Here is a 26,330-nt window from a genome sequence, read left to right as displayed (position 1 = left end):
GCCGGTCTCCCTCACGGTGTCTTCGCCCGGCCGGCCGGGTCAGTCGCTGACCTTGCTCCGGGCCTTGCGCTGAACTCCACCAGAGACAGGCCGGTGGAGTAGGTGGTCTCGGCGTTGCTGCCAGCGGTGCGTCGAGCCTGCTCGTAGAAGTCGTCGAGGGGCAGCGTCGGATGATGGGCGAGGATCTTCAGTACCGGCCTGCCCGCGATACGGGTGAGGAGTTCCCCGGCGGTGCCGACCGGATCGGCGTCCTCGTCACCGAACGACCAGGACGGATAGCCCGGTTCGCGGCCGAACCCCCCGTCGTACTCGACGGCGAAAGTGGTCCCGGGCAGTGCCCAGCGCACGCGCGAGATGAGCCGGGTGGCCGCCAGGGGCCGGATCGGGGACACATGCGCCAGGGTTCCGGCAGGGGCGTAGACGGCCGCGCCGTTGGCGGCGATGACGAAATGCGGTCCGATGGTGGCCAGCAACTCCGGTACGGAGCGCGGCGGGCGGCCCGTGACCAGCGCCACGCGGATCCCGGCCTGCTCGGCTGTCGTCAGGGCTGCCCGGGTGCGGTCCGACAGCGTTCCGTCGCTGCGCAGCAGCGTGCCGTCAAGGTCCGTCGCGATCAGTTTCGGAGGGACGAGAGGGACAAAGGGAGGCACGGCAGGGGCGGTTGCCATGGGGGGCACCCTTCGGGATCGACGGACTGAACAGGTGTGGTTTGCCGCCCTGCGGACACGGGTGCCTCACTCCGATCCCCGGCCGCGGCACCGGCACTCGCGCCGCCCCGTTGAGTCGGTCCGCCCCTTACATCCCGGGGGCGGTCTCGTTGGGGAGGGGCGTGTCGAGGAGCTGCATCTCCCAGGCGAATGCCACACCGGAGCCGCCGGAGTACCCCATGAGCGCCGCCAGGTCCTCGGGTGCGACGAGGTCCGTGCGGGCCCAGTCGTGCTGCAACTCGGCGAGGACGGCCATTGGAACAGCTGGTGGTCGATCAGTAGCTGGACGTTTTCCTCGGGGCAACAGGGTGTCCAGGCCGGTGTTCGGGGGGCTCGCTCACGGGATCTCCTTCCAGTGCGTGGAAACGTGGCAGGGCGTTTCGCAGGTCACATGTATGTGATGCATCAACTATTATGCTACGAGGGTGACGTGTCAACCATCGACTAGAGTGGCTTTGCATGAAGCAGAAATCAGGCTGGCTCACCCCGCCCGAACAGCGTGCCTGGCGCGCCTTCATCGGTGTGCATCAGAAGCTCCCCGGCAGGCTGGCGCGCGCACTGCAGGGCTGCGGCAATCTGTCCGTCGCGGACTACGTCGTTCTTGTGGCCCTCACCGACGCGCCCGACGGGCTGCGGCACTTCCAGGACCTGGCCAACACGGTGGAGTGGGAGCGGAGCCGCATGTCCCACCACCTCCGCCGCATGGCCAAGCGTGGCCTGGTGACCCAGGAGTACTGCCCCAAGGACGGGCGCGGCGTCCATGTGGTCGTCACCCCCGACGGCCGCGCGGTCATCGAGACGGCCGCCCCTCACCACGTCGCCACCGTGCGCAGGCTGGTCATCGACCCTCTCAGCCCCGAAGAGCTCGACACGCTCACGGTTCTCTGCGAACGCATCCTCGGTCGGCTGGAGATGGATCCGCCCTGATGTCATGACCTTCCATAGCCGATGGATCATGCGCCCACTGTTCAGGAAGAGCCTGACTCTCGTCGTTGCGGCATCGGCGGGCTGTCGTTCATGGGGGGTCGCCCAATGCCTTGGTGCGAGCGAGCGAGCGGGACGGCGGCGGTGACCGGAGCCGCCTCTCCGTCCTTCTTTTCCGCCGAACCTCGGCGTGCGGGTGAAGGCCTTGCCGGCCAGCCGAGACGATCGTGGTTCGATTTTGACCCTCGGGTTGATGTGTCAACAGAGGTGCGCTAGCGTTGTTGACGCATCAACAACCAGCCTCTTCTGACAAGGACCCCCTCATGAGCAACAAGAAGGTCATCGCAGTCGCCGGAGCAACGGGTGCGCAGGGTGGCGGGGCCGCTCGAGCGATCCTGGCCGATCCGGAGTCGGGCTTCACGGTGCGCGCGCTCACCCGGGATCCCGACTCGCCCGCGGCCAGGGAACTCGCGGCGCTCGGGGCCGAGGTCGTGCGGGCGGACTTCGGTGACGAGTCGACGGTGCACAAGGCGTTCGAGGGTGCCTACGGTGCCTTCCTCGTCACCAACTTCTGGGCGCACGGTTCGGCGGCGCAGGAGTTGGCGGAGATCCAGGTTCTGGCTCGGGCCGCTGCGGCCACCGGACTGCGGCACGTGGTCTGGTCGACGCTGGAGGACACCCGCGTGCTGCTGCCGCTGGAGGACGGCCGTATGCCGGTGCTGCAGGAGCAGTACAACGTGCCGCACTTCGATATCAAGGGTGAGGGCAATGAGCTGTTCAGGAAGGCCGGAGTGCCGACCACCTTCCTCAATACGACCTTCTACTTCCAGGGCTTCCTGCAGGGCCTCGGCCCCCAGCGCGGCGAGGACGGCGTACTGGCGCTGAACCTGCCCCTGGAGGACGGCAAGCTCCTGTCCGGGGTGGACGTGGCGGACATCGGCCGGACGGCCTTCGCCATTCTCAAGGGCGGCGCGAGCTTCATCGGCCAGACGGTCGGCCTGGCCGGCGACCATCTGACCGGTGCGCAGTACGCGGAGAAGCTGGCAGGGACGCTGGGCGAGCCGGTCCGCTTCCAGTCCGTGCCCTACGACTACTTCCGTACCCTCGAGATTCCGTTGGCCGAGGAGCTCGGCAACATGTTCCAGTACTACGGCGACTTCGACCGCGAGTTCACCGGCGCCCGTGATCTGACCCGGGTGCGGGAGATCAACCCGGCGCTGAAGAGCTTCGACGACTGGCTGGCCGAGAACGCCTCGAAGTTCGAGTCGAACTGACTGAGCCCCGGCGCGAGCCGCGGCATTGGTGCGGCTCGCGCAAGACGAAGGCGCACGCACCGACCGCTGCCTCCTTGGCCGACGGTACGCGTCGGGAAGGAGGTGGCGGGCCGGCGCCCCGAGGCACGTACGGCTGTATGACGCTCACCCCACCCGCGCCGCGCGGGAGACGCGTCACCCATCGGACACTGTGGCACCGTTCTCCCCTCGATCCGCCCGTACCGGGTGCTTGCTCATGATCGAGACCCGGTTGAACGCGTTGATGGTGACCGCCACCCAGATCGCAGCGGAGATCTGGTCGTCGGTGAGCACCTGCCGAGCCGTCTCGTAGGCGGATTGCTGTCCGACGTAATCGGTGGGGTCGGTCGTGGCCTCGGCCAGTTCGAGGGCCGCACGCTCCGTGGGGGAGAACACCTCGGTGTCCCGCCAGGCGGCCAGCACTCCCAGCCGCTGCGTCGACTCGCCCGCGCGCAGGGCTGCCCTGGTGTGGGTGTCGAGGCAGTAGGCGCAGCCGTTGATCTGCGACACGCGGAGATTGATCAGTTCCACAGCGGTGCGGTCGAGCCCCGCTTCGGCGGCCGCCGTCCGTACCGCTTCTGCCGTCTGCCGAAGGGCGTGGAAGGCCTTGGGGCTCTGTTTGTCGATGAAGATCCGCATGTCTCCCGCTCGTTGTCTGCTTGCTGTGGCCTTCGCTCTATGATCATGACATCATAGTTGATGCAACAACTAGATTCCAGGAGAGGTGGTCTCGGTGAGCAATGCAGAAGCCGAGCCGGCGGTGATGGCATGCGGGTCGCCGGTCGACGACGTACGGCCGACCGGGGTGCCCCGGGTCGACGTTCTCCCCGCGCGGGAGGTGCCACTGGGCGGACCGCGCTCGATGACGGTGCGGCGGACGCTGCCGCAGCGGGACCGGCCACTGATCGGCGCCTGGTGCTTCGCCGACCATTACGGTCCCGACGCGGTCACCGACAGGGGCGGCATGACGCTCCCCCCGCACCCGCACACCGGCCTGCAGACGGTGACCTGGCTGTTCAGCGGAGAGGTGGAGCACCGCGACACGCTCGGCACCCACGCCTTGGTGCGCCCCGGGGAGATCAACCTCATGACGGGCGGGTACGGCATCGCCCACTCGGAGGTCTCCACCCCGCGCACGACCGTCGTCCACGGCGTCCAGCTGTGGGTGGCGCTACCGGAGGAGCACCGCAACGCCGAACGGGAGTTCCAGCACTACGCGCCCGAGCCGGTGCGGATGGAGGGGGCCGAGATCAGGGTCTTTCTCGGCTCGCTCGCCGGTGAGGTCTCCCCGGTGCGGACGTTCACGCCGCTGCTCGGAGCCGAGATCATCCTCGAACCGCGCATGACGGTCACCCTCCCCATGGACGCCGGGTTCGAGCACGGCGTTCTCGTGGACAGCGGGGACGTCCGTGTGGCCGACACCCTGCTGCACAGGGCGGAACTGGGCTATGTCCCGCCGGGTGCAGGCACCTTGACGCTCACGAACGAGTCGGACGGTCCGGCGCGGACGATTCTGCTCGGCGGCACTCCGTTCGAGGAGGAGCTCGTCATGTGGTGGAACTTCATCGGCCGCACCCACGAGGACATCGTCAAGGCCCGCGAGGACTGGGAAACCTCCTCCGACCGCTTCGGCACCATCGAGAGCTTTCCCGGCGGCCGTCTCCCCGCACCCGCCCTGCCCAACGCCACCATCAAGCCGCGCCGCAACCCTCCGCGTCGCTGACCTCCCTCGGAAAGGCCCCCCCATGAGCCAGCCTTCTGCCGACCATGCCGCCCCGGTCGTCGAGCGCGTGGACGCACACCATCGGTACGAGATCGTGGTCGACGGCAAGCGCGCCGGCATGACCGAGTACCGCGACCGCGGTGAGCAGCGCGTGTTCTTCCATACGGAGGTCGACGACGCCTACGCCGGGCAGGGCCTGGCCGCACAGCTGGTGCGGCAGGCCCTCACCGACACGCGCGCCTCCGAGAAGCGGATAGTCCCTGTCTGCCCCTACGTGGCCAAGTTCCTGAAGCGGCATGACGAGTTCGCCGACATCACCGACCCCGTGACCCCTGAGGTCCTGCGGTGGCTTGAGGCGCACCTCGGCTGACTTGTCGTCGCCGGACGTGGCGGCCGAGCCTCCCCAACCGCAAGGGCAGCAGCTATCCAGGCCCGGCTCTCGGAGTGGGCCGGGCTCGGCCTCGCCACGTTCCAGGACCACCCCTACCAACCACGGTTGCTGGACTCCTGGACGCTGATCTCGTACCTAGCGGCGGCGACGAGCCGTATCAAGCTGGCGCCCAACGTGATGAACCTGCCGATGCGCCAGCCCGTGGTCATTGCCCGCAGCGCCGCGACACTGGATCTACTCAGTGGCGGTCGCGTCGAACTGGCGCTGGGAACGGGCGCATTCTGGGACGCCATCGAAGCGATCGGCGGCCGGCGGCTGGCACCCGGCGAGTCCGTCGACGCCCTCGAAGAGGCCATCACGATCATCCGTGAGATCTGGCACCCCGAAAGGCGTGGCGGAGTGCGCATGGACGGCACCCACTACCACGTCGCGGGTGGGCCGAGCAACTCGCCGAGGCCACCCTCGAACACGGCATCTCCGGCTACATCCTTGGCGGCGACGACCCCACCGCGATCCAGCAGTTCGGCGAGGAAGTCGCGCCCGCCGTACGGGAGCTGGTCAGGACATCCCGTAGCTGACCGGTCCGTCCCGATACCGGCTGCTCCCAACGGTGGACACGTCCACTACGGCTCCCCAGAACGGCGTCAGTGATCCAGCCGGCCACGGGACGTGACCGTCCAGGCCGCCGCCGAATTCGGTGGCGTTCCGATGCCTACGACGGCTCGCGGGCCGGTGCCGAAAGAGCGGCCCGTGCGGCGGCGACGGCCCGTCCGCGCTCCGACTCGGGGAAGCGGCTGAGCATCGCGCGCAGCTCCTCGGCGTCGACGTTGGCGCCGAACGGCTCCGTGCCCGGTTCGAGCCGTACTCCTGCGGCGAGTGGTCCCGCGACGAGGGGATCGAAGCCGAAGTCGTCGACGAGGCGCGCGACGAGACTCAGGTCGTCAGGCCCGTCACCGGCGATGGCGATGGCCTTGCGGCCACGGGTTCCGGCGGGCCGGGCCCCGTCCTCGAGGTCGTGGTAGCCCATGTGGTTGAAGGCCTTGACCACGCGCGCGCCGGACAGGAACCGCTGCACGATCTCGCTGGAGGAAGTGTGCGGGTCGGTGAGGTCCTCGCGGACCCCGTCGACCTCCCACCAGTAGTTCATCGCGTCGATGACGAGCTTGCCCTCCAGTGCCTCCACCGGAATGCTCCGGTACTTGCCCAGGGGGAGGGCCAGGACGACGACGTCCGCCTTCGCCGCCGCCTGAGCCGCCGTGACCGGGGTCGCGCCGGGCGTGAGGACTTCGACGGTGAGGGCGATCTTGGCGGGGTCGCCCGATCCGGCGATGAGCACGCGGTAGCCGGCCGCGCGTGCCAGCCGCGCGAGCACGGTGCCGACCTTTCCCGCGCCCAGGATGCCGATGGTCGCCATGTCGGTGGTGGCCATTTCCGCTCCGTTCGGTGTCGGTCGGGTCAGTCGGCGAGGAGGTCGCGGACCATCGGGAGGACCTTCGTGCCGTACAGCTCAACGGCGCGCAGCCGGGCGCTGATCGGCTGTGCGCCGGTGGTGTAGATGAGGTCGAACCGGCCGACACCGAGGGCCTTGATGGCGGCGGCCATCTTGCGGGCCACCGTCTCGGGCGAGCCGATGTACAGGGAGCCGTGCTCGATCTCGTGCGCGTACTCCTCCTTGCGGACCGGCGGCCAGCCGCGCAGCGCGCCGATGCGGTCGCGGATGACCTTGTAGTGCGGCCAGTGCAGCTCCCGGGCCTCCTCGTCCGTGTCGGCGATGAAGCCGGGCGAGTGCATGCCGACCGGGTGGGCGGTCGTACCGAACTGATCGGTGGCACGCTGGTAGAGGTCGATGTAGGGCGCGAAACGCTCCGGGCTGCCGCCGATGATGGCGATCATGAGCGGGAAGCCGTAGCGCGCGGTGCGGATGACCGACTGCGGCGAGCCGCCGACACCGACCCAGGTGGTCAGGTGCCCGGACTCGGTCTTGGGGAAGACGTCGGCGTTGTCGAGCGCGGGTCGTTTGGTGCCGCTCCAGGTGACCGGCTTCTCCTCCAGCAGCTTGGCGAAGAGCTCGATCTTCTCTTCGAACAGCACGTCGTAGTCGCTCATGTCGTATCCGAACAGGGGGAACGACTCGGTGAACGAGCCGCGTCCGAGGATGACTTCGGCCCGGCCGTTCGAGAGCGCGTCCACGGTCGAGAAGCGCTGGAAGACCCGGACCGGATCGTCGGAGCTCAGTACCGTCACGCCGGAGGAGAGGCGGATCCGCTCGGTGCGGGTGGCGATGCCGGCGAGAACGGTCTCCGGGCTGGAGATCGCGAACTCGGGGCGGTGGTGCTCGCCGAGGGCGAGGACGTCGACGCCGGTCTCCTCCGCGAGAACGGCCTCCTCGACGACCTGCCGGATGGCCCGTGCGTCGGACACCGGGGTGCCGGAGTCGTCCTCCGGTACATCGCCGAACGTGTCCAGACCGAAGACGAGATCAGACATGGCTGGGTTCCTTCGTGAGCAGGGTTGCGCGTGCGGGATGACTCCATGGGACCAACGGTTGACGTATCAAGAATGGGCTATTTTGATTGATGCGTCAACTAAAGGCTGGCCGATGGCCCGAGGTCGAGGCCGGCGTCGCGTTCGAGGCCATGGAAGCTGAGCTGCGCGCTGCGATCTCGGCGACGCAGTGGACGGCGAGGTGCGACCCACCGCGGAAGATGTCATGGCCGATGGATTGGCCTTCGGGTAACTGGGTGACCCATCAACTCATCTACACTCGCTTGTATGGATGAAGACGTGCGGTGGTTGACGGCGGAGGAGCAGCGCGCCTGGCGGAGCTTTGTCCGGTTGCATGAGCGGCTGGGGGGGCGCCTGTCGCGCATGTTGCAGAGTGAGTCGAAGCTCTCGGCCGCGGATTTCGGCGTGCTGGTCAATCTGACGGATGTGCCGGACGGTCGGCAGCGTTACCAGGATCTGGCCGCGGCGCTCGAGTGGGAGAAGAGCCGGATGTCCCACCACATCGCTCGGATGGCCGGGCGGGGGTTGGTGATCCGCGAGGAGTGCCCCGAGGACGCGCGGGGAGCGTTCGTGGTGATCACGGACGCCGGGCGGGTGGCGATCGAGGCGGCGGCTCCGCTGCATGTCGAGGCGGTGCGAGAGCTGTTCCTCGACCATGTCACCCCGGCGGAGCTGCGGACTCTGGCCGACATCTCCGAACGAGTGGTGGCGAAGCTGGACGAGGACCCCGCCTGATCACCGATTGCAGCGCCACCTGGCGGCAAAGGCTCCCTGAGAGCCTCCTGGGCGCCCGACATCCCGAAACCCGGGCGGCGTACGGCTGGGCTCTGATCCGCATGGCGGCCGCAGACCCCGTTGTGCCGTTATCCGGCCACGGGAGGGTGGCTGGACTTTTCATCGAGAAGTAGACCATCAGGCCCGTATCTGCTGCCGCCGCGACAGTGTCGGGTCGGGCGCAGTGCGATGACGTCGTGCAGCGGCACCACAGATCGGACCGGTTACGGCGCCGGGCTCATTCCCGAGCGGATATGGCAGCCCGTCGACGACCGGCCCTCGCTCGCGCCGGACCGTCCCTTCCGCCCGCTGCCGAGGACGTCATCGACATAGGGCGGGCGTCCGTTGACAGCTAGTTGATGTGTCACGTATAAAAGATGATGCGTCAATCAAGGGACCTGGGTCATGGAGATCGTGCAGAGCCACCAGCAGGCGGAACCCGGTGCCATCACCGCCTTCGCCCGCTTCGTGCTCTTCGGTGGTGGGGTGGGGATCGCTTCCAGTTTCGCCGTGGCAGCCCTTGACACCTGGATTACCTGGGCTCTGGCCAATGCCGTGATTACCGTGTCTTCCACGCTCCTCGCCACCGAGCTGCACTCCCGCTTCACCTTCGGCGCGGGCGGGCGCGCGACCCGGAGCCAGCATGCGCAGTCGGCCGGGTCCGCGGCGGCCGCGTACGCGGCGACCTCTGTGGCGATGCTTGTCCTGCAACTGCTGGTGGCGGCGCCCGGTGCGGTGCTGGAGCAGGTCGTCTACCTGTCGGCCTCCGCACTCACCGGTGTTGCGCGGTTCGCGGTGCTGCGCCTCGTCGTCTTCGCGCGGAACCGTTCGCAGACCGCGACCACTGTCCGCACCGCCCGTCCCGTGCGCACGACCACGGCTCGCGCCGCGGCCCCGGCCGCCCTTGCGATGCTTCTCCGCGCCGCCTGACCGTGGCGCCGGGCAGCCGAGCCGCGAAGCTCAGGGCGGGTGCGGTCCTGACGCTCCGCCTTCCGCCCCCGAACCTATTCAGGAGCCGCCGTCACTCGGGTGGGGTGGCCGGAGCCGTCGGTGCCGGGTCTGCGACACGTCGGCGTGGCCCTTGCGTCGGACTGCGGGTAGATCGCACAGGTGATCATCATGACCGCCGAACTGCTCGACGCTCTGGCCGGACGAGGCTGACCGCCCATTTTCCCACATGCCTCAAATGACCCATGCATCGACTTGCGGAGAGCCGCGCACCGGAGGGGCGCGGTGACGAGCAAACACCTTTCATCCGACCTATATCTCAACCTTCCTCTCTGTCAGGGCAGTTGACAGCGTGATGAGTCCATTCAATCATCAGACATCCGATGAATTGGAGCCGCTCATGGGTACGTATCCGAGACGTCAGGTCCTGGGCACCGCGGCCGGAGTCGCCGCCGCTGCGGCCCTTCCCCTTGCCTCACCCACCGCCGCACACGCCGTCGAACCACTCGCCGAGTACGCCGGGCCGTGGGCCCCCGTCCCCGACCCAGTGCCTGTTCCACTCGACTCCCTCTACGACAACGACGGCATCGACACCGCCTCCGCACGGGGCGGCGACTTCGACGGCTCGGGCTACACGTTCCCGGGCGAGGATCTTCCAGCGGGCCGTGTCGAAGTCGACGGCACGCCCTTTGTCTTCCCGGCCTCGGACACGGGCGCGAAGAACAATGTCGTTGCACTCGGCCAGCGCGTAGAACTGCCCCAAGGCCGCTACCTCTCGGCGCTCTTCCTCACCGCGGGCAGTTACGGCAACGCCTCCGGCAAGGCCACGGTCCACTACGCGGACGGCTCGACCACGACCGCCACCCTCGGCGGATCCGACTGGTACGCGACGGGTGGATCTCTGTCGGTGCCGTACCGCTACACACCGGACGGCACCAAGGACGAACACCGTGTGGGCATCGGCACGTCAGAGTTGTGGCTCGACCCGCAGCGCGACGCCGTAGCGATCACGCTCCCGGTGACGAACCCGGCGCAGGCGAACAAGGCGTCGCTCCATGTGTTCGCACTGTCCCTGCAACCTGCCGCACAGGGACGCGCGCTGGCCCTGCGCGGGGCCCGGTCCACGAACTTGCTGCTGGAGTCGTCCGGCGCCCAGAGCATCGAAGCCACCGTCGTCAACGCGGGGACGGTCTCCGTCCTGGCCGCGGACGGCGTGTCGGTGGGCGTCGAGGTTCCGGGAGCACGGACCGTCGAGGCCGCCCGTGTCCGCCGCCTGGACCCCGGTGAGCAGGCCCGCATCCGCGTGGGCATCCGCAACCGTGCGGGCACCGCCCCCGGCACGGTCCGCGACGGCTCGGTGACCGTCACCGGACGCGGAACCCAAGTCGACGCGCAGGAAAGCCGGTTGACCCTCGGAGTGGCCGACTACCAGCCCACCGCGTCCTCTCTCTCCGGCCACCAGGCGCCGTACTGGTTCCAGGGAGCCAAGTTCGGCATCTTCATCCACTGGGGCATCTACTCGGTGCCGGCCTGGTCGCCGGTCGGAAAGCAGTACGCCGAGTGGTACTGGAACCACATGCAGGACCCGGCGAACGCCGTCTACGGGTACCACCGCGAGACGTACGGCGAGAACTTCGCCTACGACGACTTCATCCCGATGTTCACGGCCGAGAAGTTCGACCCGCGCGCCTGGGTCGAACTGTTCCGGGACGCGGGCGCGGAATACCACGTACTGACCTCGAAGCACCACGAAGGCTTCGCCCTGTGGGACACGAAGGTCTCCGACCGCAACTCCGTGAAGATGGGCCCGAAGCGCGATCTCATCAAGGAACTCTTCGACGCGTCCCGCCGCTACGCCCCCGAACTCCACCGCGGGCTCTACTTCTCCATGCCCGAGTGGTTCAACCCGGACAACCCCTGGATGGGTCACGCCCCGCGCAATCCATACAACCTGGAGCCGGTGCCCTACACGGGTTACACCGGGGGCAAGGACTTCGTGAAGGACTACCAGGCTCCGCAGATGCTGGAGTTGGTCCAGGGCTACGACCCGGAGCTCATCTGGTGCGACATCGGCGGCGCCAACGACAGCCTCCACGTCCTGGCCGAGTACTTCAACCACGCGAAGAACCGCGCCCGGCCCATCGACGTCACCGTCAACGACCGTTCGGGCATCGGCTTCCACGACTTCACGACCCCCGAGTACACGACGTACGACAACACGGTCGTCGCCAAGTGGGAGTCGAGCCGCGGCCTGGACCCGTTCAGCTACGGATACAACCAGGCGACCCCGGACGGCGCCTACATGACGACGGAGGAGGTCGTGCACAGCCTCGTCGACATCGTCTCCAAGAACGGCAACTTCCTGCTCGACATCGGCCCGCGTGCCGACGGCACCATCCCTGAGATCATGCAGACCCGGCTGCGTGAGACAGGCCGCTGGCTCCGCACCAACGGAGAGGCGATCTACGACACCACGTACTGGTCCCGGATGGCCCAACTGGGCGAGGACCTGCGGTTCACCGTTCGCCCGGACGAGGCCTTCTACATCCACTCCCTAGCGAGGCCGGGCACCAAACTCACCGTCGAAGCACCGATCCCGATCCGCACCGGCGACAGGGTGACGATGCTCGGCCACGGCCGACCCCTGATGTGGACCGTCAGCAACGGGGCGCTGGTCATCGACGTCCCCGAAGCCGCACGCAGGGCGGGGCAGCACGCGTGGGTCTTCAAAGCGCACTGGCGTGCGTGAGGACCGAGGGACATCCTGAGCCCGACCGGTGGTCGCGACGGCACAACGCTGCTCGCGACACCGGTTCGGGGCAACGGCTCTCCTCGCGAAGGAGACTGGGTGACGGTGGATATCCACCGGCGGGGGAGTGTCGGGGAGCCGGGGTGGCCTGACGAGCCGCGTAGGCGGCTGGTGTGAGGCCGGTGTGGTGTCGGAAGAAGCGGCCGAAGTCGGCCGTGTCGGTGCAGCCGAGGGGGTCGGCGACCGCGCGGGCGGTCCACCGGGCGTGACCGAGGAGGCGGCGTGCTTCGAACAGGCGGTGCTCGTCGATGACCTGCCGTGCTCCGGTGCCGGTGACGGCCTGGGAAGCTCGGCTGAGGGTTCGTACGGAACAGCCGAGCAGCCGGCCGTCGTTGGCGGGGCGGGGTTCCACGGCGGCCAGTCGTCGTGGTCGGCGTGGAAGTCCTCGGCGGTGGTCACTTCCAGTCCGTACGGGTGCGACCGGGGGCTGGGAGCCGTACTTGCGGGACGGACTCGGGCTCTGCGCGTGCGGCGGAGTCGGACCGCGAGGTGAAGAGGGCGGAGGAACTCCGCTCCGTTCCCGACACGTGTCGCCTGTCGACCATCATGTGTCCGCAATTTGCCGAGCGGATCGTCGTTCGCGAGGAAAGGATGGTGAGCGCGGGGCTCGCCGTCGTCGTGTTGCCGGTGCCGCCGCACGCGCTGATCATGCGGGAACGGCCCTTCGTTCTCTGGCCCGCTGGTCGGGGCACGGACAGGAATCGAGGAGTGGACGACCTTGGACGAAGAAGCACTGCAGAAGGCCGCGGCCGACTGCGCCGAAGGACTGCCTGGGGCCGGCCTGGAGTGGATCACGCTGGAGGGCGGAAACACCCTCGACGAGAAGGTCGTGAGGGAGCTGGTGACCGACTCCTACCGGCTGGTCGTCGGCCGGCTGCCGAAGTCCCGGCAGCCTGTTGATCCGCACACCTACGGCCGCCTCGTCTGATCCCATGCACAGCATGTCGACCGAGGAATGGCACGCCATCGTCACCCTCGGCGCGCCCACCGGACGGTTCGGCACCCTCGGGGCCGACGGCACCCTGAACATCACTCCCGTCCGGTACGTCCTCGACGGCGAGGCCTTCCTGTTCACCACGGGTGGCGCGACGGCCAAGGCCCGCAACCTGCGGCCTGACCCCCGTGCCTCCCTCTGCGTCGCCGACGACGTGCCTCCGTCCGCCTACGTCGAAGCGCGAGGCGAGGTGACGCTCAGCGAGGACCTCGACGAACTCCTCGACGTCGCCACCCGGGCCGGTGCCCGGTACATGCGTGCGGACAAGGCCGAGGAGTTCGGCAGGCGCAACGCCGTCCCCGGTGAACTCGTCGTCGGCCTGCACCTCACCAAGGTCATCGCCCACGGCGGCGTCACCGACTGACGAACACCCGGCCGCTCGCCACATCCACCGCGCGGCCAGGAGCCAAGGACCTGCCCATGAAGCACGAAGCACAAGCGCTGCCGCTGTTCGACGAGGTCACGCAGCGTCCGCTGGCCGACCGGCTTCGGCCGCGCACGCTGGAGGACGTCGTCGGGCAGGAACACCTGCTCGCGTCCGACGCCCCGCTCGGGCGCATGGTGGAGCAGGGGCGGCTGGTGTCGGCGATCCTGTGGGGGCCGCCCGGATGCGGGAAGACCACCATCGCCCGGCTCCTGGCGCAGCGGACCGAGCTGGCCTTCGAGCCGCTGTCGGCCACGTTCTCCGGTGTCGCGGACCTGAGGAAGGTCTTCGAGGGGGCCCGGCGCAGGCGCGAGATCGGTCAGGGAACGCTGCTGTTCGTCGACGAGGTCCACCGGTTCAACCGCGCCCAGCAGGACAGCTTCCTGCCCTACGTGGAGGACGGGACGGTCACCCTCGTCGGGGCCACGACCGAGAATCCCAGCTTCGAGCTGAACGGGGCACTGCTCTCCCGCTGCCGGGTGTTCGTTCTCAAACGCCTCGACGACACGGCCCTGGGCACCCTGATCGCACGCGCCGAGGAGCTGTCCGGGCGCGAACTGCCGTTGGACGACGAGGCCCGCCTGGCCCTGATGGCCATGGCGGACGGCGACGGCCGGTTCCTGCTCAACATGGCCGAGCAGCTCCAGGCGCTGCCCGAGGGCACTCCGCCGCTGGACACCTCCGGTCTCGCCCAGCAGATCCAGCGGCGGGTTCCGCTGTACGACAAGGCCCAGGAGGGCCACTACAACCTGATTTCGGCGCTGCACAAGTCCATGCGCGGCTCCGACCCCGACGCGGCCCTGTACTGGTTCGCCCGCATGCTCGACGGCGGCGAGGACCCCTTGTACATCGCCCGCCGGCTCGTACGCTTCGCCAACGAGGACATCGGAATGGCCGATCCGCAGGCGGTGCAACAGGCCCTGGCGGCCTGGGACGTGTACGAGCGTCTTGGCTCACCCGAAGGCGAGTTGGCCATCGCACAGGCCGTGGTCCATCTGGCGACCGCCCCCAAGTCCATCGCGGTCTACCGGGCGTTCGGCGCCGCACAGCAGCGCGCCCGCCGGACCGGCTCCCTGATGCCTCCGCTGCACATCCTGAACGCGCCGACCCGGCTCATGAAGAACATCGGTTACGGCGAGGGTTACCAGTACGACCCGGACACGCCGGAGGGGTTTTCCGGCGCGGACTACTTCCCCGAGGGCATGGACCGCGAGACCTTCTACCACCCCACCGGGAGCGGCTACGAGGAGCACATCCGCCGCCGACTGGACCGGTGGTCGGTCCTGCGCGGGCAACACCCCGACTCCGCCGACTGATGATTGCCGACCCGCGCGCACAGACACCTGTACGAACAAGGAGTCGCCATGGCAGGAACAATGCGGGCCGTCGTGGTCGCCGAGCCCGGAGGTGTGGAGAAACTCGTCGTCAAAGACGTGCCCTTGCCCAAGGTCCGGCCCGGATGGGTTCGAATCAGGGTCAAGGCCTTCGGGGTCAACGAATCCGAAGTCACCACACGCAAAGGCCCGTCCAGCCCCGACGTGACGCTGCCATGCGTGCCGGGCTCGAATGCGTCGGCGTCGTCGACGAAGCGCCAGCCGGCAGCGGAACGGCTCCCTCGGCACCGGATTCGACCTGCGCTCTGGGCAGACGCTGCTGATCCGCGGCGGCACGGCGCGGTCGGGCTGACAGCTGCCGCCATGGCGAAGGACCTGGGAGCCACCGTGCTCTCCACGACCCGCCGCGCCGAACGCAAGGAGACGCTGCGGGACGTCGGCGTCGACCACCCGATCGTCGACGACGGCGAGATCGCCCGGACCGTGCGGGAGATCTTCCCGGAAGGCGTCGACGCCGCGCACCGTCTGCTTCACGGGCGCACTGTCGGACACGTGGACCATCCAGGACTTCAGCCCCCTCGGCTACATCCCGAACGGGGTGCGGCTGACGGCCTACGGCGGCGCCGCCTCCGGCTTGCCGGCCGACGTGTTTGACCACCAGTTGTGCGCGACCTGGAAGCCAGTGTGACGCTGGGAAAGTACGTGGTGATGCCGGGCTGAGAACATCCCCAAGCGTGGATCTGCCGAAAGGCCGGAAGCGCGGCACGGAACAGTCAGGGCAGGACAGGTCGCGCCGCGCTTCCGGGGCCGGAGCCGCTCCTCGCAGTGGTAGGTCGTTGCCTGGGTGATCGGTCGACCGGGACGCGGTATCCGACCGCTGCGGGGGCGGCCGGGCCGGTGCCTCGAGGGTCGGGCTCACATAGCCAGGACGAGTGTGACGGCGGTCGCCGCGGAGACCAGCGCGAGGATGATGGGGGCCATGGCGTTTCCGCGCGTGGCGGGGTCGGCGTAGTCGCCGGTCTTGGCGTGGAAGCCCACCGCGCCGATCATCGTGATCCCGAAGCCGACGGCGGCGGCGATGCCCAGAGGCTGCCAGAAGAGCCCCACGGCCAGGCCCACGAACGTGGCGACCTCGGCCAGTCCTATGAAACGGACCAGCCCGGCGCTCAGACCCATGTGGGACTGGAGCCCCGCGGGCACGTCTCCCTTCAGCAGCACCTTCGGCACGCCGGCGGCCAGCGACACAAGGGCGAGCAGCACGCTGAGGACCGCAGCGGTGATGTACATGGGGTGGATTCCCTCCGGTGTGGCCCGTCCCGGCGGGGGTCGTGGCCTCTTGGTTGTTTCGTCAACGGGTTCAGCATGAGGAACATAGGGAAACGCGGATGATGTGTCAACTAGGTGGGTGACGGAGGTGGGGTGTCAGTGAGAGCAGAGAGCGGTTGGCGGGTGCAGCTGGAATATGGATACACCTGGGCGCGTTACGATGCCGTGGTTGATGTATCAACATTATGAGAGGCTGATCACGATGCAGTTCGGCATCTTCACCGTTGGTGACGTCGCCACGGACCCGGCCACGGGCCGTACGCCGACCGAGCACGAGCGGATCAAGGCGATGGTCGCCATCGCACAGAAGGCCGAGGAAGTGGGCCTGGACGTCTTCGCGACCGGCGAGCACCACAACCGGCCGTTCGTGCCGTCGTCCCCGACCACGATGCTGGGCTGGATCGCCGCCCGCACCGAGCGCATCATCCTGTCCACCTCCACCACGCTGATCACCACGAACGACCCGGTGAAGATCGCCGAGGACTACGCGATGCTCCAGCATCTCGCCGACGGCCGGGTCGACCTGATGATGGGCCGCGGCAACACCGGTCCCGTCTATCCGTGGTTCGGCAAGGACATCCGCGACGGGATCAGCCTCGCCGTCGAGAACTACGCACTGTTGCGGCGACTGTGGCGCGAGGAGGTTGTGGACTGGGAAGGGAAGTTCCGCACGCCGCTCCAGGGCTTCACCTCCACGCCGCGGCCGCTGGACGGCGTACCGCCGTTCGTCTGGCACGGCAGCATTCGGTCACCGGAGATCGCCGAGCAGGCCGCGTACTACGGCGACGGGTTCTTCCACAACAACATCTTCTGGCCGAAGGAGCACACCAGGAAGATGATCGACCTGTACCGGGAGCGGTACGCGCACTACGGCCACGGCAGTGCCGAGCAGGCGATCGTCGGCCTCGGCGGCCAGGTCTACATGCGCCGCAACTCCCAGGACGCCATACGCGAGTTCCGCCCGGTCTTCGACCACTCGCCGGTGATGGGCGGCGGGATGTCCATGGAGGAGTACATGGAGCAGACTCCGCTGACGGTCGGCACCCCGGAGCAGGTCATCGAGAAGACGCTGTCCTTCCGCGACTACGCCGGTGACTACCAGCGCCAGCTGTTCGTCGTGGATGGCGGCGGAGTCCCGCTCAAGACGGCGCTGGAGCAGATCGACATGCTCGGTGCGGAGGTGGTCCCGGTCTTGCGCAAGGAGTTCCCGTCGACCGGCCGGCCGACGTGCCCGACGCCCCCACCCACACCTCGCTGCTCCCCGCCCGCGGCACCGACCACGCCCGGGAGTCGGCGGGAAGGGAAGAGTGATGGCTGACAACTTCGACAGCTTCAACGACTAACCCGCGCAGGACGGAGTCGCGCCCGACCGCTGGGCCAGCGCCCTCCACCTGTTCGACAACGGCGCCGGCGTGCCGCACGAAGAGAGCGTCCTCGAACGCTGGGAGAGGGCCCAACTGCTCTTCGAGGCCCGGGACTACATCGGAGCTGCCCGTCTCCTCGCCGTCGTCGTCGAGGAGGTTCCGGAGCAGACCGGTCCCCGGCTGCTGCTGGCCCGCGCTTACTACCACTCGGCCCAACTGGGGCGCGCCGAGGAGCAGTTGCGTCAGGTAATCGACCGCGATCCGGTGGAGCACTACGCCCACCTGATGCTGGGCCGCACCCTGGAACGCCAGGGGCGTGGCGACGAGGCGGCGTCCTGGCTGCGGATGGCCGCCGCCTTCTCGGGCGAACTGCCCTCCCAGACCTGAAGCGGCGGGCGCGCCGAAGAGGGGCACCGGTCGATCCGGTGTCCCTCCTCGCTGTCCCGCGGACTGGTTCCCGGTCGGGTTCGCTTCGCTGGTTGTGCCTTGGTCGCCGAAGGCCGTCGTGCCGTTCGGCAGCACTGGTCGAGTATCCGGCACGGGGCGCCCTGCCCACGACCGAGCCGCGGTTGAACGCGCGCGTCATGTCTGTCGTCGCCTCGGCCAACGCGAGCGCCGTCGCTCCGTCAGGTTCTTGACGAGCTTTTCGGGCGCGCCCGCTTAGAACCGTGCCCCGACATCCGCGCCGTTGCTGGGGCGCAGGAACGTGGAGGACGGGATGGAGCCGTCTGCCGCCCGGGGCCCCGCGATGGTGCTCGCATTGGTGCTGGCGAGTGACCAACTGCCGCCAAGGTTCCACGAGTTGCCGCTGCCCGTGGAGTTCGATCCCAGCGATACGTCGGTGCCGTTGGCCACCGCGAGGTTCTTTGTCAGCGTGCTGGAGGAGCGGTTGAAGTTGAAGCCGGTCTTCACGTTGTCCCACGCGGTGCAGCGTTCGATCTTCATCTGGCCCGGGTTGTTGTTGTCGACGAAGCCGCCGGCGGAGTTGTCCCACGCCATGCTGTTGCGGACGGTGTGGTTGGCAGCCACGCCGTTGCCGCCCATCTTGAAGCCGTTGCCGTCGCCCTGGTAGTCAGGCAGGCTCCACCGGTTGTACCCGTTGCCCCACGCGAGCGTGTTCTCCACGAGGATCGGCGAGTTGTCGAACATCCAGAAGTCCAGGCCGTCGTCGGCGTTGTTCCACAGCCGGGCGCCGCGCAACACGTTGCCGCTGCCGGCACCTTCCTTGATGGCGATCCCGTCGGCGCTCTCACCGTTTTTGCGGGGGTCGCGGTTTCCGTAACTGTCCAGGTTCAGGATCTGGTTGTTGCTGGAAGCGCCCTGGAGGTGGAACCCGGACTCGTAGTTGTCCCGGGTGACGAGGCGGTCGAAGACGTTGCTGCTGGTGTCCAGTCCGAACACGCCGTAGGGGCCGTGGATGATCTCCAGGCCGACGAGCCGCCAGTACTCCCCCTCGATGTGAACGGCACCGCGCTCGGGACGGGGGATGCTCGAATCCACCGCTCCGGGGGTGTACGGCATGTTCTCGCCGTCGATGACCACGCGTTCGCCGTTGTAGTTGCGCAGGGTGATGGGCTGGCTCGCCGTGCCGCTCTTGAGTAACTGAAGGTTCGTGCTGGGTGCGTATGTCCCGCCCCGGACCTGGATGGTGGTCCCCGCCTGCGCCAGATCCACGGCGCGTTGGATGGTCTTCAACGGGGCGGCGAGCGTCCCCGCGTTGCTGTCGCTGCCGTTCGGCGCCACGTACGGTCGGTCGCGGCATGCGCACCTCCGGCGGAGCCCAAGGTGAGGAAGCCGGCCAGCAGTCCGGAGAGGGCGGTGGACGCGGCGACGTGCTTCAGGCGCATGATTCGTCTCCAGAGCGAGGCCTTGCACGGATGGCGGGAAAGCGCTTTCTGGAGAAGTTAAGAAGCGTGTCATAGCCACGTCAAGGTGTCTGTGCATGATCGTTGTCTGTATCTGTGAATACAGGTGCGATGGTCTCTGTCGCGCCCAAGCGTGGGGCGTGATGGACTGGGGCCGTGGCAGTAACGGCCGACATGCCTCTCCAGGGCGGTGGCTCGCAAACTTGAGGCGTATCGCGTGAGGTACTGCGCCACTGCCTGTTCACCTACATGAACAAATTCAGTACAACACTATTGACGTGGTCGTGACAGGTCCCTACGGTCCGAGAAAGCGCTTGCCAGGCAGCTGCGTCGACCTATCAGCCCAAGAGCCGAGAATGACGAGGAGACGAGGATGAAGCGACCACTCCCACTGCGACTCTATGCGGCCCTGGCCACGATGGCTTTCACGGCCGCGACCGGTGCGGTTCTGTCGATACCCGAGGCGTCGGCGGCGACCGGTAGTGCCAGCGGTTACGCGACCCAGAACGGCGGGACCACTGGAGGCGCGGGCGGGCAGACCGTACGGGCCACCACGGGAACCGCGATCCATGCGGCCCTGTGCGGCCGGGCCAGTAGCAGCACCCCGATCACCATCGAGGTTCAGGGGACCATCAACCACGGCAACACCACCAAGGTGTCGGGCGCCAGTTGCAACACCGCCGCCGGCGTGATCGAGCTCAAGGAGGTCAGCAACGTCACGATCATCGGGGTCGGCAGCGGCGCTGTCTTCGACCAGTTGGGCATCCACATCCGCGACGCCCGCAACATCATCATTCAGAACGTGACCGTCCGGAACGTCAAGAAGTCGGGCTCACCCACGTCCAACGGCGGTGACGCCATCGGCATGGAGCGCAACGTCCGCAACATCTGGGTCGATCACACCACCCTGGAAGCGTCGGGTGGGGAGGCGCAGGGGTTCGACGGTCTCTTCGACATGAAGGACAACACCCAGTACGTGACGCTCTCCTACAGCATCCTGCGCAACTCCGGCCGCGGTGGCCTCGTCGGGTCGAGTGAGAGTGACGTCTCGAACAGCTTCATCACCTACCACCACAACCGGTACGAGAACATCGACTCCCGCGCACCTCTGCTGCGTGGCGGCACGGCCCACATGTACAACAACCACTACGTGAGCCTGAACGAGTCCGGCATCAACTCACGAGCCGGCGCCAAGGCCAAGGTGGACAACAACTACTTCGAGGACTCCAAGGACGTCCTCGGCACCTTCTACACGGACGCGGCCGGATACTGGCAGGTCAGCGGCAACATCTTCGACAACGTGACCTGGTCCAGCCCCGGTTCGGAGAACCATCCCGCAGGCCCCGACCCGAAGTCCAACACCACGGTGAGCATCCCCTACGCCCACAGCCTCGACGCGACTGCCTGCGTGCCGAGCATCGTGAGTCGGACGGCAGGCGCCGGCAAGGGTCTGCTGGTGTCGGACGGCAGCTGCTGACCGTAGGCACGCGCACCCACAGCCGGACCGACCAGGTCGCCGGATGGGTTGTGGCAACGTGCGGGACGGCGACATGGATACCTCCTGGTTGCCGACCCGCACGACCGGCTTGATCGCGGGACCCGGGTCGTGCCGCGACGACAGCAGAGTTTGTACAGCCGGTTGCCGCTTACGGCTTCCGGGCGAGACCGCCGTGCTCGGCGATGACGTCCGCACTGGTGGAACCGGGCTCCGGACGCCACTGCGTGACCGAGACGACGCCCGGCTCGACCAGTTCCAAGCCGTCGAAGAACGCGGTGATCTCCTCAACAGTGCGCAGGTTGTACGGCACCGCCCCGCTGTCGTTGTACGCGTCCTGGGCCTGCTCGAAGACCGGGTCGATGCCGCGTGAGCCGTCGTTGATGGAGAGGTAACTCCCCGAGGGCAGGGCGTCCATGAGCCGCGTGACGATGGAGTGGGCCTGATCGCGGTCGGCGACATGTCCCAGGATGTTGCTGAGGATGAGCGCGGTGGGCCGACCGAAGTCCAGCGTCTTCGCGGCCGCGGCGAGGATGCGGTCCGGGTCCGTGACGTCGGAGTCGATGTAGGCGGTCGCGCCCTCGCGGGTGGAATAGAGCAGGGCACGCGCGTGGCCCAGGACCATGGGGTCGTTGTCGACGTAGACGATCCGTGCCTCGGGGGCGAGCTGCTGGGCGACCTCGTGGGTGTTCTGAGCGGTCGGAAGGCCGGTGCCGACGTCGAGGAACTGCCGGATCCCCGCCTCGGAGACCAGATGGGCGATGTTGCGGCGCAGGAAGGCGCGGCTGCTGCGGGCGATGGTGACGATGCCGGGGAAGACGGCGGTGTAGGCGTCGCCGGCCGCCTCGTCCACGGGGTAGTTGTCCTTGCCGCCCAGCCAGTAGTTCCAGATGCGGGCCGAGTGCGGCACAGAGGTGTCGATCTTCTGGTGCTCCGCTGGATCGGGCGTCGTCACAGGGTCGGTCATGAGTCGCGTCAGTCCTTCAGCCGAGGTATGGATCATTCATCGCACAACCTACGTCTGAACACCCGCTTCGCGCCCACCCGTTGAAGGGTTCGGGTTGGTCGGCCTCAGCCGTTCCATTCCCAGGTCCGTACGAGGCTGATGCCGACGGCCGTCAGCAGGTTTCCGTCGGGGTGAACGGCGAAGTCGTCGTAACGGCCGGCCTGTTCGAGATGGCGGATCTCGGGATGGCGGGTCACCTGGGACAGCAGGCCCCGACGAAGCCACAGCACCCTCCCCTCGTCGGTGCAGAGCAGACGCATGCCCTGGGCTCCCAGGCTGTCGACGCTCTCATGCCTGCTGAACTCCCGGTGCAGGACGACGGTTTGATCAGCCGTCAGCCAGACCCGTAGTTCGCGGAAGGTGGCGCACGCGACGTACCTTCCGGAGGGGGAGACGCTCAGCCAGCAGCCCGGTTTGAGAATCTCCAGCCGGTTGCGGATGTCCAGTTCGACCGGTCCACGATGGTGCTGGTGGATGTGGACCTTGTTCGAGGTGGCCATGGCGGCAACGGCGGCGTCGGCGCTGATGGCGGATGCCGCGAGGCCCGGAGGGCAGGGCACTTCGCGGAGAATCCGGCCGTCGTCGAAGTCGCGCACGGCCAGGCGGCGGCCGTCATGGGTCGCCAGAACGGTGCCGCCACTGGTGACCAGGAACTCGTCCGGGGCCAGGGGCGCGGTACGCCGCCGGTGTTCGCCGGACGTGCCCACGAAGTGGACGAGTTCCAGGCGCGTCCGGCGGGCGATGGCGACACTGTGGCGGGACGGGGAGGCGATGGCCTGGTGGCCGAGGCGCAGTTCGGCTTCGCCCGGGGCACCGGCCAGAGTCTCGCCCGACTTCAGGTCCCACCGCTCGATCGATCCGTCCCCACCGATGACGACCGCCGTGTGATCCGGCCCGAACCCGATCGTGGCCTGACCGCCGGGCAGCCGCGTCCGGCGTAACTCGCCTACGAAGTTCCCCAGTCCCCGTCGGCGGCCCGGGGGAGCGGACAGCTTGGACAGCACCTCGAAGGTGAAGGCCGCGGCGCACCTGGAGGCGGCGGGCTGCCAGACGTCGTCGTTGTCCTCACCCTTGTCGGACAGCAGGTCGGAGATCCCCCGGACGACGAGTGCGCCGACGCCCGCGTTGATGTACGCGGCCTGCAGGAAGCCGTATCCCTCCATCTCCACCGCGAGCGCGTCACCGCAGTGCCGGGCGAGCAGCCGAGCCGTGGCGGAGCGCTCACTGGCCACCACCTTCGAGCCGGCGGCGAGGGGTTTGACGTGGGCCTTCGGGGTGCGGTCGGGCAGCGGAGACCTGATGCGGTTCCGCCAGATGTCCGAGCGGGCGACCGACTGGGCGCGCTGGACGAGGGCGAAGGTCGACAGATGAGTGGTGATACGGGCCTGGAAGCCCTCCTCCTCGTCCTTGCCTCTCTCGTAGTCGTAGATGTGGCGGGCGGCGACGACATCGCACAGCTGCACGTCCTTGAGACCGCCCGCGATGCCCACGAAGAAGATGTGGTGAGGCTCGAACTCCGTCACCGCCCGTTCGACGAGGGCTGCGGCGGCGGTGTTTCCCTCTCCCGTCTCATGGCACGCCACGCGCCAGGTGGCGTGCTCGCCGGTGAATGCACCGAGTTCGAACAGGGCTCCGCGGACCTCGTGTTCGACAAGCGGTCCTTCGAGGTGATCCATAACCGCGGCCGACTCCTTGCCGAGCGCGCTGAAGACGACGATGTCCGCTCCGGGCGCCTGTGGCCTCATGGAATCTCTATCGTTCCGGGCTGTTCAGGACAGCGTGGCATCGCCCAGGCCGCCGTAGAAGTACCAGCCCTCCTCGTCGCCGGATTTCGTCATCACGCAGGCGATCTGGATCTGGTCCTGGTCGGTGACGTCGACCGAGAGTTCGGTGGCCCTGCTGGACTGGATGGTGGCGTCCTTGCCGATCGGGTCTCCGGCCGCGTTGGTGACCTTGATGGTCCCCATGGAACCGATCGCGTTGGGCGAGTCGGCCACGATGGCGGCCTCTGCCTTGAGTTGTGTGTATCCGCTGGTGCTGTAGACGACGCTGGTTCCACTGCTGCTGCAGGTGAGCGTGATGCTCTTGGCGTAGTGCCGGCCGTGGACGGTGATGGGCTGGACGCTTCGGTCCCCCTCTACGGGGTCGAGGTCCGCGAGGTAGACGCTGGAGGTGTTCTCGGGTGCGCTCGGTTCGGGCGTTGTCGGATCGTCGGCCGGTGGATCCGCTTCGCCCCCGGCGCTCACCTTGGGTTCCGGTGTTGCCGTGACCGTTGCTGTGATGGTGGCTGTCGGCGTGGGGGCGTCGGCCTGAACCACCGTGACCCTGCCGCCGAAGAAGCCTGCCGCCACGGTCGCCATGCAGATGGCAAGGACCTCCAGCCAGCGCGGGATGACACCCCAGCGACGTCGACGCCGCCGCTCTTCCCTGTCGCTGTCCGTCTTCTTGTTGAGATCCATTTCTGTCCCCCCGAACGTCCGTGCTCCGGGCCGGGAACCGGTCTTGGACCGTCGACCGCCGTCGTACGGCCCGGAGACCGTCCCGGCACTCGAGCGATGAGCTGACTGATGAGTGATGCCGTGTCAGGTCGTCAGGGAGGAGAGCGTGTCCTTCCCTCTCACGGTTGCCACAACAGTAGGGACCCGGCACAGCGACAACACCGGAGTTGCCGACTCACCTGCGAGCGCTCGAGACATTCAGGGGGCGCGCGCTCACAGCGCACGCCCTTCTACGTTCGCCAAGGCCGTCAGGGGGAACACCGGCTCCGGTGCCGTGACTGTCCGCCGGCCTCGGTGAACGCTCACTGATCGGCGCTGGCCTGGCAGCCGCGCCGCAGTCCGCAGGGTGCGCCAACCAGGCCTGTAGGCGGTCGGCCAGCCAGCCGAGCGCCGCCGCGCCGGTGAGCGTGGCGCCGGCCAGCCGCAGTAAGGGCTGGATGCGCAGGCGTGCGAGGACCAGCAGCGAGGGCAGGGCGAGGCAGACCAGCAGGAGCTGGACCAGCTCGATGCCGAGGTTGAAGCCGAGGAGGTTGGTCACGAGCTGTCCGGTGGACAGGTGCATCTCGGCCAGGACGAAGGAGAACGCCATGCCGTGACCGAGCCCGAAGAGCCCTGCCACGAGCGCCTCACGGCCTGGGAACAGCGGGTGGATCGCGTGGACGGCGCCGATGAGGATGCTCAAAGCGATGAACGCCTCGACGGGCCGACCTGGGATGTCCAGGTGGCCGAGCGCGGTCGCGGCCAGCGCGACGGAGTGCCCGGCGGTGAAGGCGAGCGTGATGCGGCCGATCCGGCCGAGCGCGAAGCGCGCGCCGGCCAGCCCGACCCACCGTCCTCCGGTGGCCGCGAGGAACTCGTCGCGGCGTTGGCCGCCACGAATCCGCCGCCGACGAGGACGACACCGGCGGCCACGCCCGCTATGCCTCGCCACGTTCGTCGGCTACGGGCCCGACGTGATCAGCAATATTGTTGACAGCTCAACGCGCGAGCCTTCAGGCCTGTCTCAATTGGGCGGCGGGCGCCCGTATGCGGGAAATATCCTGTGCTCGTTGACAGGTTGCTCTCGTCGCGACTTCAGCCGCCGAAACGGCCGGCGCCCCAGCTCTCAGCCCTTGACGGCGGAGCTGGCCACGCCCTGGACGAACCAGCGCTGGAAGAAGGCGAAGACCACCAGTACAGGCAGGACCAGGAGGACGCCGAAGGCGAGGATCTGGCCCCAGTCCGGGGGCTGTTGGCCCTGGAAGACGCTGATCTCCAGGGGGAGGGGGCGCACCGAGGGGTCGGAGACCATCAGGACCGGCCACAGGAAGGAGCCCCACTGGATGAGGAAGGTCAGGATCGCGACCGAGGCGAACACGGGCTTGGACATCGGCATGATGATCGCGAAGAAGGTGCGCCAGGGGCCCGCGCCGTCCAGCCGGGCGGCTTCCTCGATGCTCGTGGGGATCTTCCGGAAGAACGTGTGGAACTGGTAGATGGCGAAGGCGTTGGCGATGAAGGGCACCGCCTGGATGTAGAGCGTGTTGCGCTGTCCGTTGAACATGTAGAAGAGCGGGACGGCCACCGACTCGAACGGGATGAGCATCAGCAGCAGGACGAGGGTGAAGACCGCTTGCCGGCCGCGCCACTTCAGGCGGGACAGGCCGTACGCCGCCATCGAGTTGACGAACAGCCCGCCCGTCACCACCACGAACGCCACCAGTACCGACACGCCCATGAACTGCCAGAAGTAGCCGGTGCTGTCGGAACTGAGGCTGTCGAGGACGGCGGAGTAGTTGTCGAAGGTCAGATGGGTGGGCAGGAAGCCGGACAGTCCGTTCAGGACCTCGTCGGACGGCTTGAGGCTGCCCAGGAAGAGGTAGAGGACGGGCAGGACGAAGACGAACGCCAGCACGCTCAGGACGCTGTAGTCGAGGACGCGGCGGACGGGGGTGCGGGTCATGGCCATGGA

General features: G+C 68.0%; 26 protein-coding genes and 2 pseudogenes. 15 read left to right on the top strand and 13 right to left on the bottom strand.

Annotated features, from left to right (window positions below):
• Positions 1-11 precede the first annotated feature (11 nt).
• The gene (locus TN53_RS23100) at positions 12-668 is read right to left on the bottom strand and encodes an HAD family hydrolase (RefSeq protein ID WP_052745284.1); all 657 of its coding nucleotides are present in this window, start codon (positions 666-668) and stop codon (positions 12-14) included.
• A 127-nt stretch (positions 669-795) separates the two neighbouring features.
• The gene (locus TN53_RS47370; RefSeq protein ID WP_159038175.1) at positions 796-963 is read right to left on the bottom strand and encodes a hypothetical protein; all 168 of its coding nucleotides are present in this window, start codon (positions 961-963) and stop codon (positions 796-798) included.
• Between the two features lie 203 nt (positions 964-1,166).
• Between TN53_RS47370 and TN53_RS23095 the strand changes: the two genes are divergently transcribed.
• Together TN53_RS23095 and TN53_RS23090 are read left to right on the top strand one after the other, a co-directional pair.
• The gene (locus TN53_RS23095) at positions 1,167-1,634 is read left to right on the top strand and encodes a MarR family winged helix-turn-helix transcriptional regulator (protein WP_046260512.1); all 468 of its coding nucleotides are present in this window, start codon (positions 1,167-1,169) and stop codon (positions 1,632-1,634) included.
• A 320-nt stretch (positions 1,635-1,954) separates the two neighbouring features.
• Positions 1,955-2,905, top strand: a complete 951-nt coding sequence (locus TN53_RS23090) for an NmrA/HSCARG family protein (protein ID WP_046260511.1) — start codon at positions 1,955-1,957, stop codon at positions 2,903-2,905.
• A gap of 174 nt (positions 2,906-3,079) precedes the next feature.
• Here the strand turns inward: TN53_RS23090 and TN53_RS23085 are convergent, their stop codons facing one another.
• A complete protein-coding gene (locus TN53_RS23085) occupies positions 3,080-3,562 on the bottom strand; it encodes a carboxymuconolactone decarboxylase family protein (RefSeq protein ID WP_046260510.1) in 483 nt (160 codons plus the stop codon).
• Positions 3,563-3,656: 94 nt separating this feature from the next.
• Between TN53_RS23085 and TN53_RS23080 the strand changes: the two genes are divergently transcribed.
• Genes TN53_RS23080 through TN53_RS45425 form a run of 3 tightly spaced genes read left to right on the top strand, consistent with a single transcriptional unit; the run spans position 3,657 to position 5,688 of the window.
• Positions 3,657-4,646, top strand: coding sequence for a pirin family protein (locus TN53_RS23080; RefSeq protein WP_046260568.1), 990 nt, complete (start codon positions 3,657-3,659; stop codon positions 4,644-4,646).
• Positions 4,647-4,668: 22 nt separating this feature from the next.
• Positions 4,669-5,016: a GNAT family N-acetyltransferase gene (locus TN53_RS23075; RefSeq protein ID WP_046260509.1), complete on the top strand. Its 348-nt coding sequence runs from the start codon at positions 4,669-4,671 to the stop codon at positions 5,014-5,016.
• A gap of 54 nt (positions 5,017-5,070) precedes the next feature.
• Complete coding sequence (locus tag TN53_RS45425; protein WP_095046669.1) at positions 5,071-5,688, top strand: LLM class flavin-dependent oxidoreductase; 618 nt, start codon at positions 5,071-5,073, stop codon at positions 5,686-5,688.
• Positions 5,689-5,749: 61 nt separating this feature from the next.
• On the opposite strand, the gene TN53_RS23070 is transcribed toward TN53_RS45425, so the two are convergent.
• Together TN53_RS23070 and TN53_RS23065 are read right to left on the bottom strand one after the other, a co-directional pair.
• Positions 5,750-6,466 (bottom strand): NADPH-dependent F420 reductase, encoded by a 717-nt coding sequence (locus TN53_RS23070; RefSeq protein WP_046260508.1) that lies wholly within the window; start codon positions 6,464-6,466, stop codon positions 5,750-5,752.
• A gap of 26 nt (positions 6,467-6,492) precedes the next feature.
• Positions 6,493-7,524 (bottom strand): LLM class flavin-dependent oxidoreductase, encoded by a 1,032-nt coding sequence (locus TN53_RS23065; RefSeq protein WP_046260507.1) that lies wholly within the window; start codon positions 7,522-7,524, stop codon positions 6,493-6,495.
• A 285-nt stretch (positions 7,525-7,809) separates the two neighbouring features.
• On the opposite strand from TN53_RS23065, the gene TN53_RS23060 reads away from it, so the two are divergent.
• From TN53_RS23060 to TN53_RS23050, 3 genes are all read left to right on the top strand, one after another.
• Entirely contained in the window at positions 7,810-8,277 is a 468-nt protein-coding gene (locus TN53_RS23060; protein ID WP_046260506.1) for a MarR family winged helix-turn-helix transcriptional regulator, read from the top strand.
• 444 nt (positions 8,278-8,721) lie between these two features.
• Positions 8,722-9,246 (top strand): hypothetical protein, encoded by a 525-nt coding sequence (locus TN53_RS23055; RefSeq protein WP_046260505.1) that lies wholly within the window; start codon positions 8,722-8,724, stop codon positions 9,244-9,246.
• A 418-nt stretch (positions 9,247-9,664) separates the two neighbouring features.
• Positions 9,665-12,013: an alpha-L-fucosidase gene (locus TN53_RS23050; protein ID WP_046260504.1), complete on the top strand. Its 2,349-nt coding sequence runs from the start codon at positions 9,665-9,667 to the stop codon at positions 12,011-12,013.
• On the opposite strand, the gene TN53_RS49590 is transcribed toward TN53_RS23050, so the two are convergent.
• Positions 11,991-12,425 (bottom strand): helix-turn-helix domain-containing protein, encoded by a 435-nt coding sequence (locus TN53_RS49590; RefSeq protein WP_420719118.1) that lies wholly within the window; start codon positions 12,423-12,425, stop codon positions 11,991-11,993. The two genes, TN53_RS23050 and TN53_RS49590, sit on opposite strands and share 23 nt — an antisense overlap.
• A 366-nt stretch (positions 12,426-12,791) precedes the next feature.
• Here TN53_RS49590 and TN53_RS23045 point away from each other — a divergent pair, with 366 nt between their 5' ends.
• From TN53_RS23045 to TN53_RS45415, 4 genes are read left to right on the top strand one after another with little or no spacing between them, the layout of a single operon-like run.
• A complete protein-coding gene (locus tag TN53_RS23045) occupies positions 12,792-13,001 on the top strand; it encodes a hypothetical protein (protein ID WP_095046667.1) in 210 nt (69 codons plus the stop codon).
• Positions 13,002-13,014: 13 nt separating this feature from the next.
• Positions 13,015-13,431: a PPOX class F420-dependent oxidoreductase gene (locus TN53_RS23040; RefSeq protein ID WP_199924637.1), complete on the top strand. Its 417-nt coding sequence runs from the start codon at positions 13,015-13,017 to the stop codon at positions 13,429-13,431.
• A 56-nt stretch (positions 13,432-13,487) separates the two neighbouring features.
• Positions 13,488-14,807, top strand: a complete 1,320-nt coding sequence (locus TN53_RS23035; protein WP_046260502.1) for a replication-associated recombination protein A — start codon at positions 13,488-13,490, stop codon at positions 14,805-14,807.
• Between the two features lie 48 nt (positions 14,808-14,855).
• Positions 14,856-15,479, top strand: coding sequence for a hypothetical protein (locus TN53_RS45415; protein WP_199924636.1), 624 nt, complete (start codon positions 14,856-14,858; stop codon positions 15,477-15,479).
• A gap of 261 nt (positions 15,480-15,740) precedes the next feature.
• Here TN53_RS45415 and TN53_RS23025 read toward each other — a convergent pair whose 3' ends face one another.
• A complete protein-coding gene (locus TN53_RS23025) occupies positions 15,741-16,112 on the bottom strand; it encodes a DoxX family protein (protein ID WP_046260501.1) in 372 nt (123 codons plus the stop codon).
• A 241-nt stretch (positions 16,113-16,353) separates the two neighbouring features.
• On the opposite strand from TN53_RS23025, the pseudogene TN53_RS23020 reads away from it, so the two are divergent.
• Together TN53_RS23020 and TN53_RS23015 are read left to right on the top strand one after the other, a co-directional pair.
• Positions 16,354-17,462 (top strand): annotated as a pseudogene (locus TN53_RS23020) (LLM class flavin-dependent oxidoreductase).
• An 80-nt stretch (positions 17,463-17,542) separates the two neighbouring features.
• Positions 17,543-17,902 (top strand): tetratricopeptide repeat protein, encoded by a 360-nt coding sequence (locus TN53_RS23015; RefSeq protein WP_095046666.1) that lies wholly within the window; start codon positions 17,543-17,545, stop codon positions 17,900-17,902.
• Positions 17,903-18,175: 273 nt separating this feature from the next.
• On the opposite strand, the gene TN53_RS23010 is transcribed toward TN53_RS23015, so the two are convergent.
• Positions 18,176-19,258, bottom strand: a complete 1,083-nt coding sequence (locus TN53_RS23010) for a right-handed parallel beta-helix repeat-containing protein (protein WP_234441678.1) — start codon at positions 19,256-19,258, stop codon at positions 18,176-18,178.
• 495 nt (positions 19,259-19,753) lie between these two features.
• Here TN53_RS23010 and TN53_RS23005 point away from each other — a divergent pair.
• Positions 19,754-20,854: pseudogene (locus tag TN53_RS23005) on the top strand (pectate lyase family protein); the annotation flags it as partial.
• 172 nt (positions 20,855-21,026) lie between these two features.
• Here TN53_RS23005 and TN53_RS23000 read toward each other — a convergent pair.
• The 5 genes from TN53_RS23000 to TN53_RS22980 form a co-directional block, all read right to left on the bottom strand.
• Positions 21,027-21,842, bottom strand: a complete 816-nt coding sequence (locus TN53_RS23000; protein WP_046260498.1) for an SAM-dependent methyltransferase — start codon at positions 21,840-21,842, stop codon at positions 21,027-21,029.
• A gap of 104 nt (positions 21,843-21,946) precedes the next feature.
• A complete protein-coding gene (locus TN53_RS44185; protein ID WP_095046665.1) occupies positions 21,947-23,626 on the bottom strand; it encodes a 5'-methylthioadenosine/S-adenosylhomocysteine nucleosidase in 1,680 nt (559 codons plus the stop codon).
• 24 nt (positions 23,627-23,650) lie between these two features.
• Positions 23,651-24,340, bottom strand: a complete 690-nt coding sequence (locus TN53_RS22990; protein WP_046260497.1) for a hypothetical protein — start codon at positions 24,338-24,340, stop codon at positions 23,651-23,653.
• A gap of 214 nt (positions 24,341-24,554) precedes the next feature.
• Positions 24,555-25,310, bottom strand: a complete 756-nt coding sequence (locus TN53_RS44180; RefSeq protein WP_052745281.1) for a HupE/UreJ family protein — start codon at positions 25,308-25,310, stop codon at positions 24,555-24,557.
• Between the two features lie 174 nt (positions 25,311-25,484).
• Entirely contained in the window at positions 25,485-26,327 is an 843-nt protein-coding gene (locus TN53_RS22980; RefSeq protein WP_046260496.1) for a carbohydrate ABC transporter permease, read from the bottom strand.
• Positions 26,328-26,330: the final 3 nt, after the last annotated feature.

The sequence above is a fragment of the Streptomyces sp. WM6386 genome (assembly GCF_000972385.1).
Lineage (GTDB): Bacteria > Actinomycetota > Actinomycetes > Streptomycetales > Streptomycetaceae > Streptomyces.
Note: the sequence above shows the minus strand (reverse complement) of the source record. Positions and strands in the feature narration are given on the sequence as shown.

Coding starts and splice junctions, on each gene's coding strand:
- TN53_RS23100 (WP_052745284.1), bottom strand. CDS start 668: ATGGCAACCGCCCCTGCCGTGCCTCCCTTTGTCCCTCTCGTCCCTCCG.
- TN53_RS47370 (WP_159038175.1), bottom strand. CDS start 963: ATGGCCGTCCTCGCCGAGTTGCAGCACGACTGGGCCCGCACGGACCTC.
- TN53_RS23095 (WP_046260512.1), top strand. CDS start 1,167: ATGAAGCAGAAATCAGGCTGGCTCACCCCGCCCGAACAGCGTGCCTGG.
- TN53_RS23090 (WP_046260511.1), top strand. CDS start 1,955: ATGAGCAACAAGAAGGTCATCGCAGTCGCCGGAGCAACGGGTGCGCAG.
- TN53_RS23085 (WP_046260510.1), bottom strand. CDS start 3,562: ATGCGGATCTTCATCGACAAACAGAGCCCCAAGGCCTTCCACGCCCTT.
- TN53_RS23075 (WP_046260509.1), top strand. CDS start 4,669: ATGAGCCAGCCTTCTGCCGACCATGCCGCCCCGGTCGTCGAGCGCGTG.
- TN53_RS23070 (WP_046260508.1), bottom strand. CDS start 6,466: ATGGCCACCACCGACATGGCGACCATCGGCATCCTGGGCGCGGGAAAG.
- TN53_RS23065 (WP_046260507.1), bottom strand. CDS start 7,524: ATGTCTGATCTCGTCTTCGGTCTGGACACGTTCGGCGATGTACCGGAG.
- TN53_RS23060 (WP_046260506.1), top strand. CDS start 7,810: ATGGATGAAGACGTGCGGTGGTTGACGGCGGAGGAGCAGCGCGCCTGG.
- TN53_RS23055 (WP_046260505.1), top strand. CDS start 8,722: ATGGAGATCGTGCAGAGCCACCAGCAGGCGGAACCCGGTGCCATCACC.
- TN53_RS23050 (WP_046260504.1), top strand. CDS start 9,665: ATGGGTACGTATCCGAGACGTCAGGTCCTGGGCACCGCGGCCGGAGTC.
- TN53_RS23040 (WP_199924637.1), top strand. CDS start 13,015: ATGTCGACCGAGGAATGGCACGCCATCGTCACCCTCGGCGCGCCCACC.
- TN53_RS23035 (WP_046260502.1), top strand. CDS start 13,488: ATGAAGCACGAAGCACAAGCGCTGCCGCTGTTCGACGAGGTCACGCAG.
- TN53_RS45415 (WP_199924636.1), top strand. CDS start 14,856: ATGGCAGGAACAATGCGGGCCGTCGTGGTCGCCGAGCCCGGAGGTGTG.
- TN53_RS23025 (WP_046260501.1), bottom strand. CDS start 16,112: ATGTACATCACCGCTGCGGTCCTCAGCGTGCTGCTCGCCCTTGTGTCG.
- TN53_RS23000 (WP_046260498.1), bottom strand. CDS start 21,842: ATGACCGACCCTGTGACGACGCCCGATCCAGCGGAGCACCAGAAGATC.
- TN53_RS44185 (WP_095046665.1), bottom strand. CDS start 23,626: ATGAGGCCACAGGCGCCCGGAGCGGACATCGTCGTCTTCAGCGCGCTC.
- TN53_RS22990 (WP_046260497.1), bottom strand. CDS start 24,340: ATGGATCTCAACAAGAAGACGGACAGCGACAGGGAAGAGCGGCGGCGT.
- TN53_RS22980 (WP_046260496.1), bottom strand. CDS start 26,327: ATGGCCATGACCCGCACCCCCGTCCGCCGCGTCCTCGACTACAGCGTC.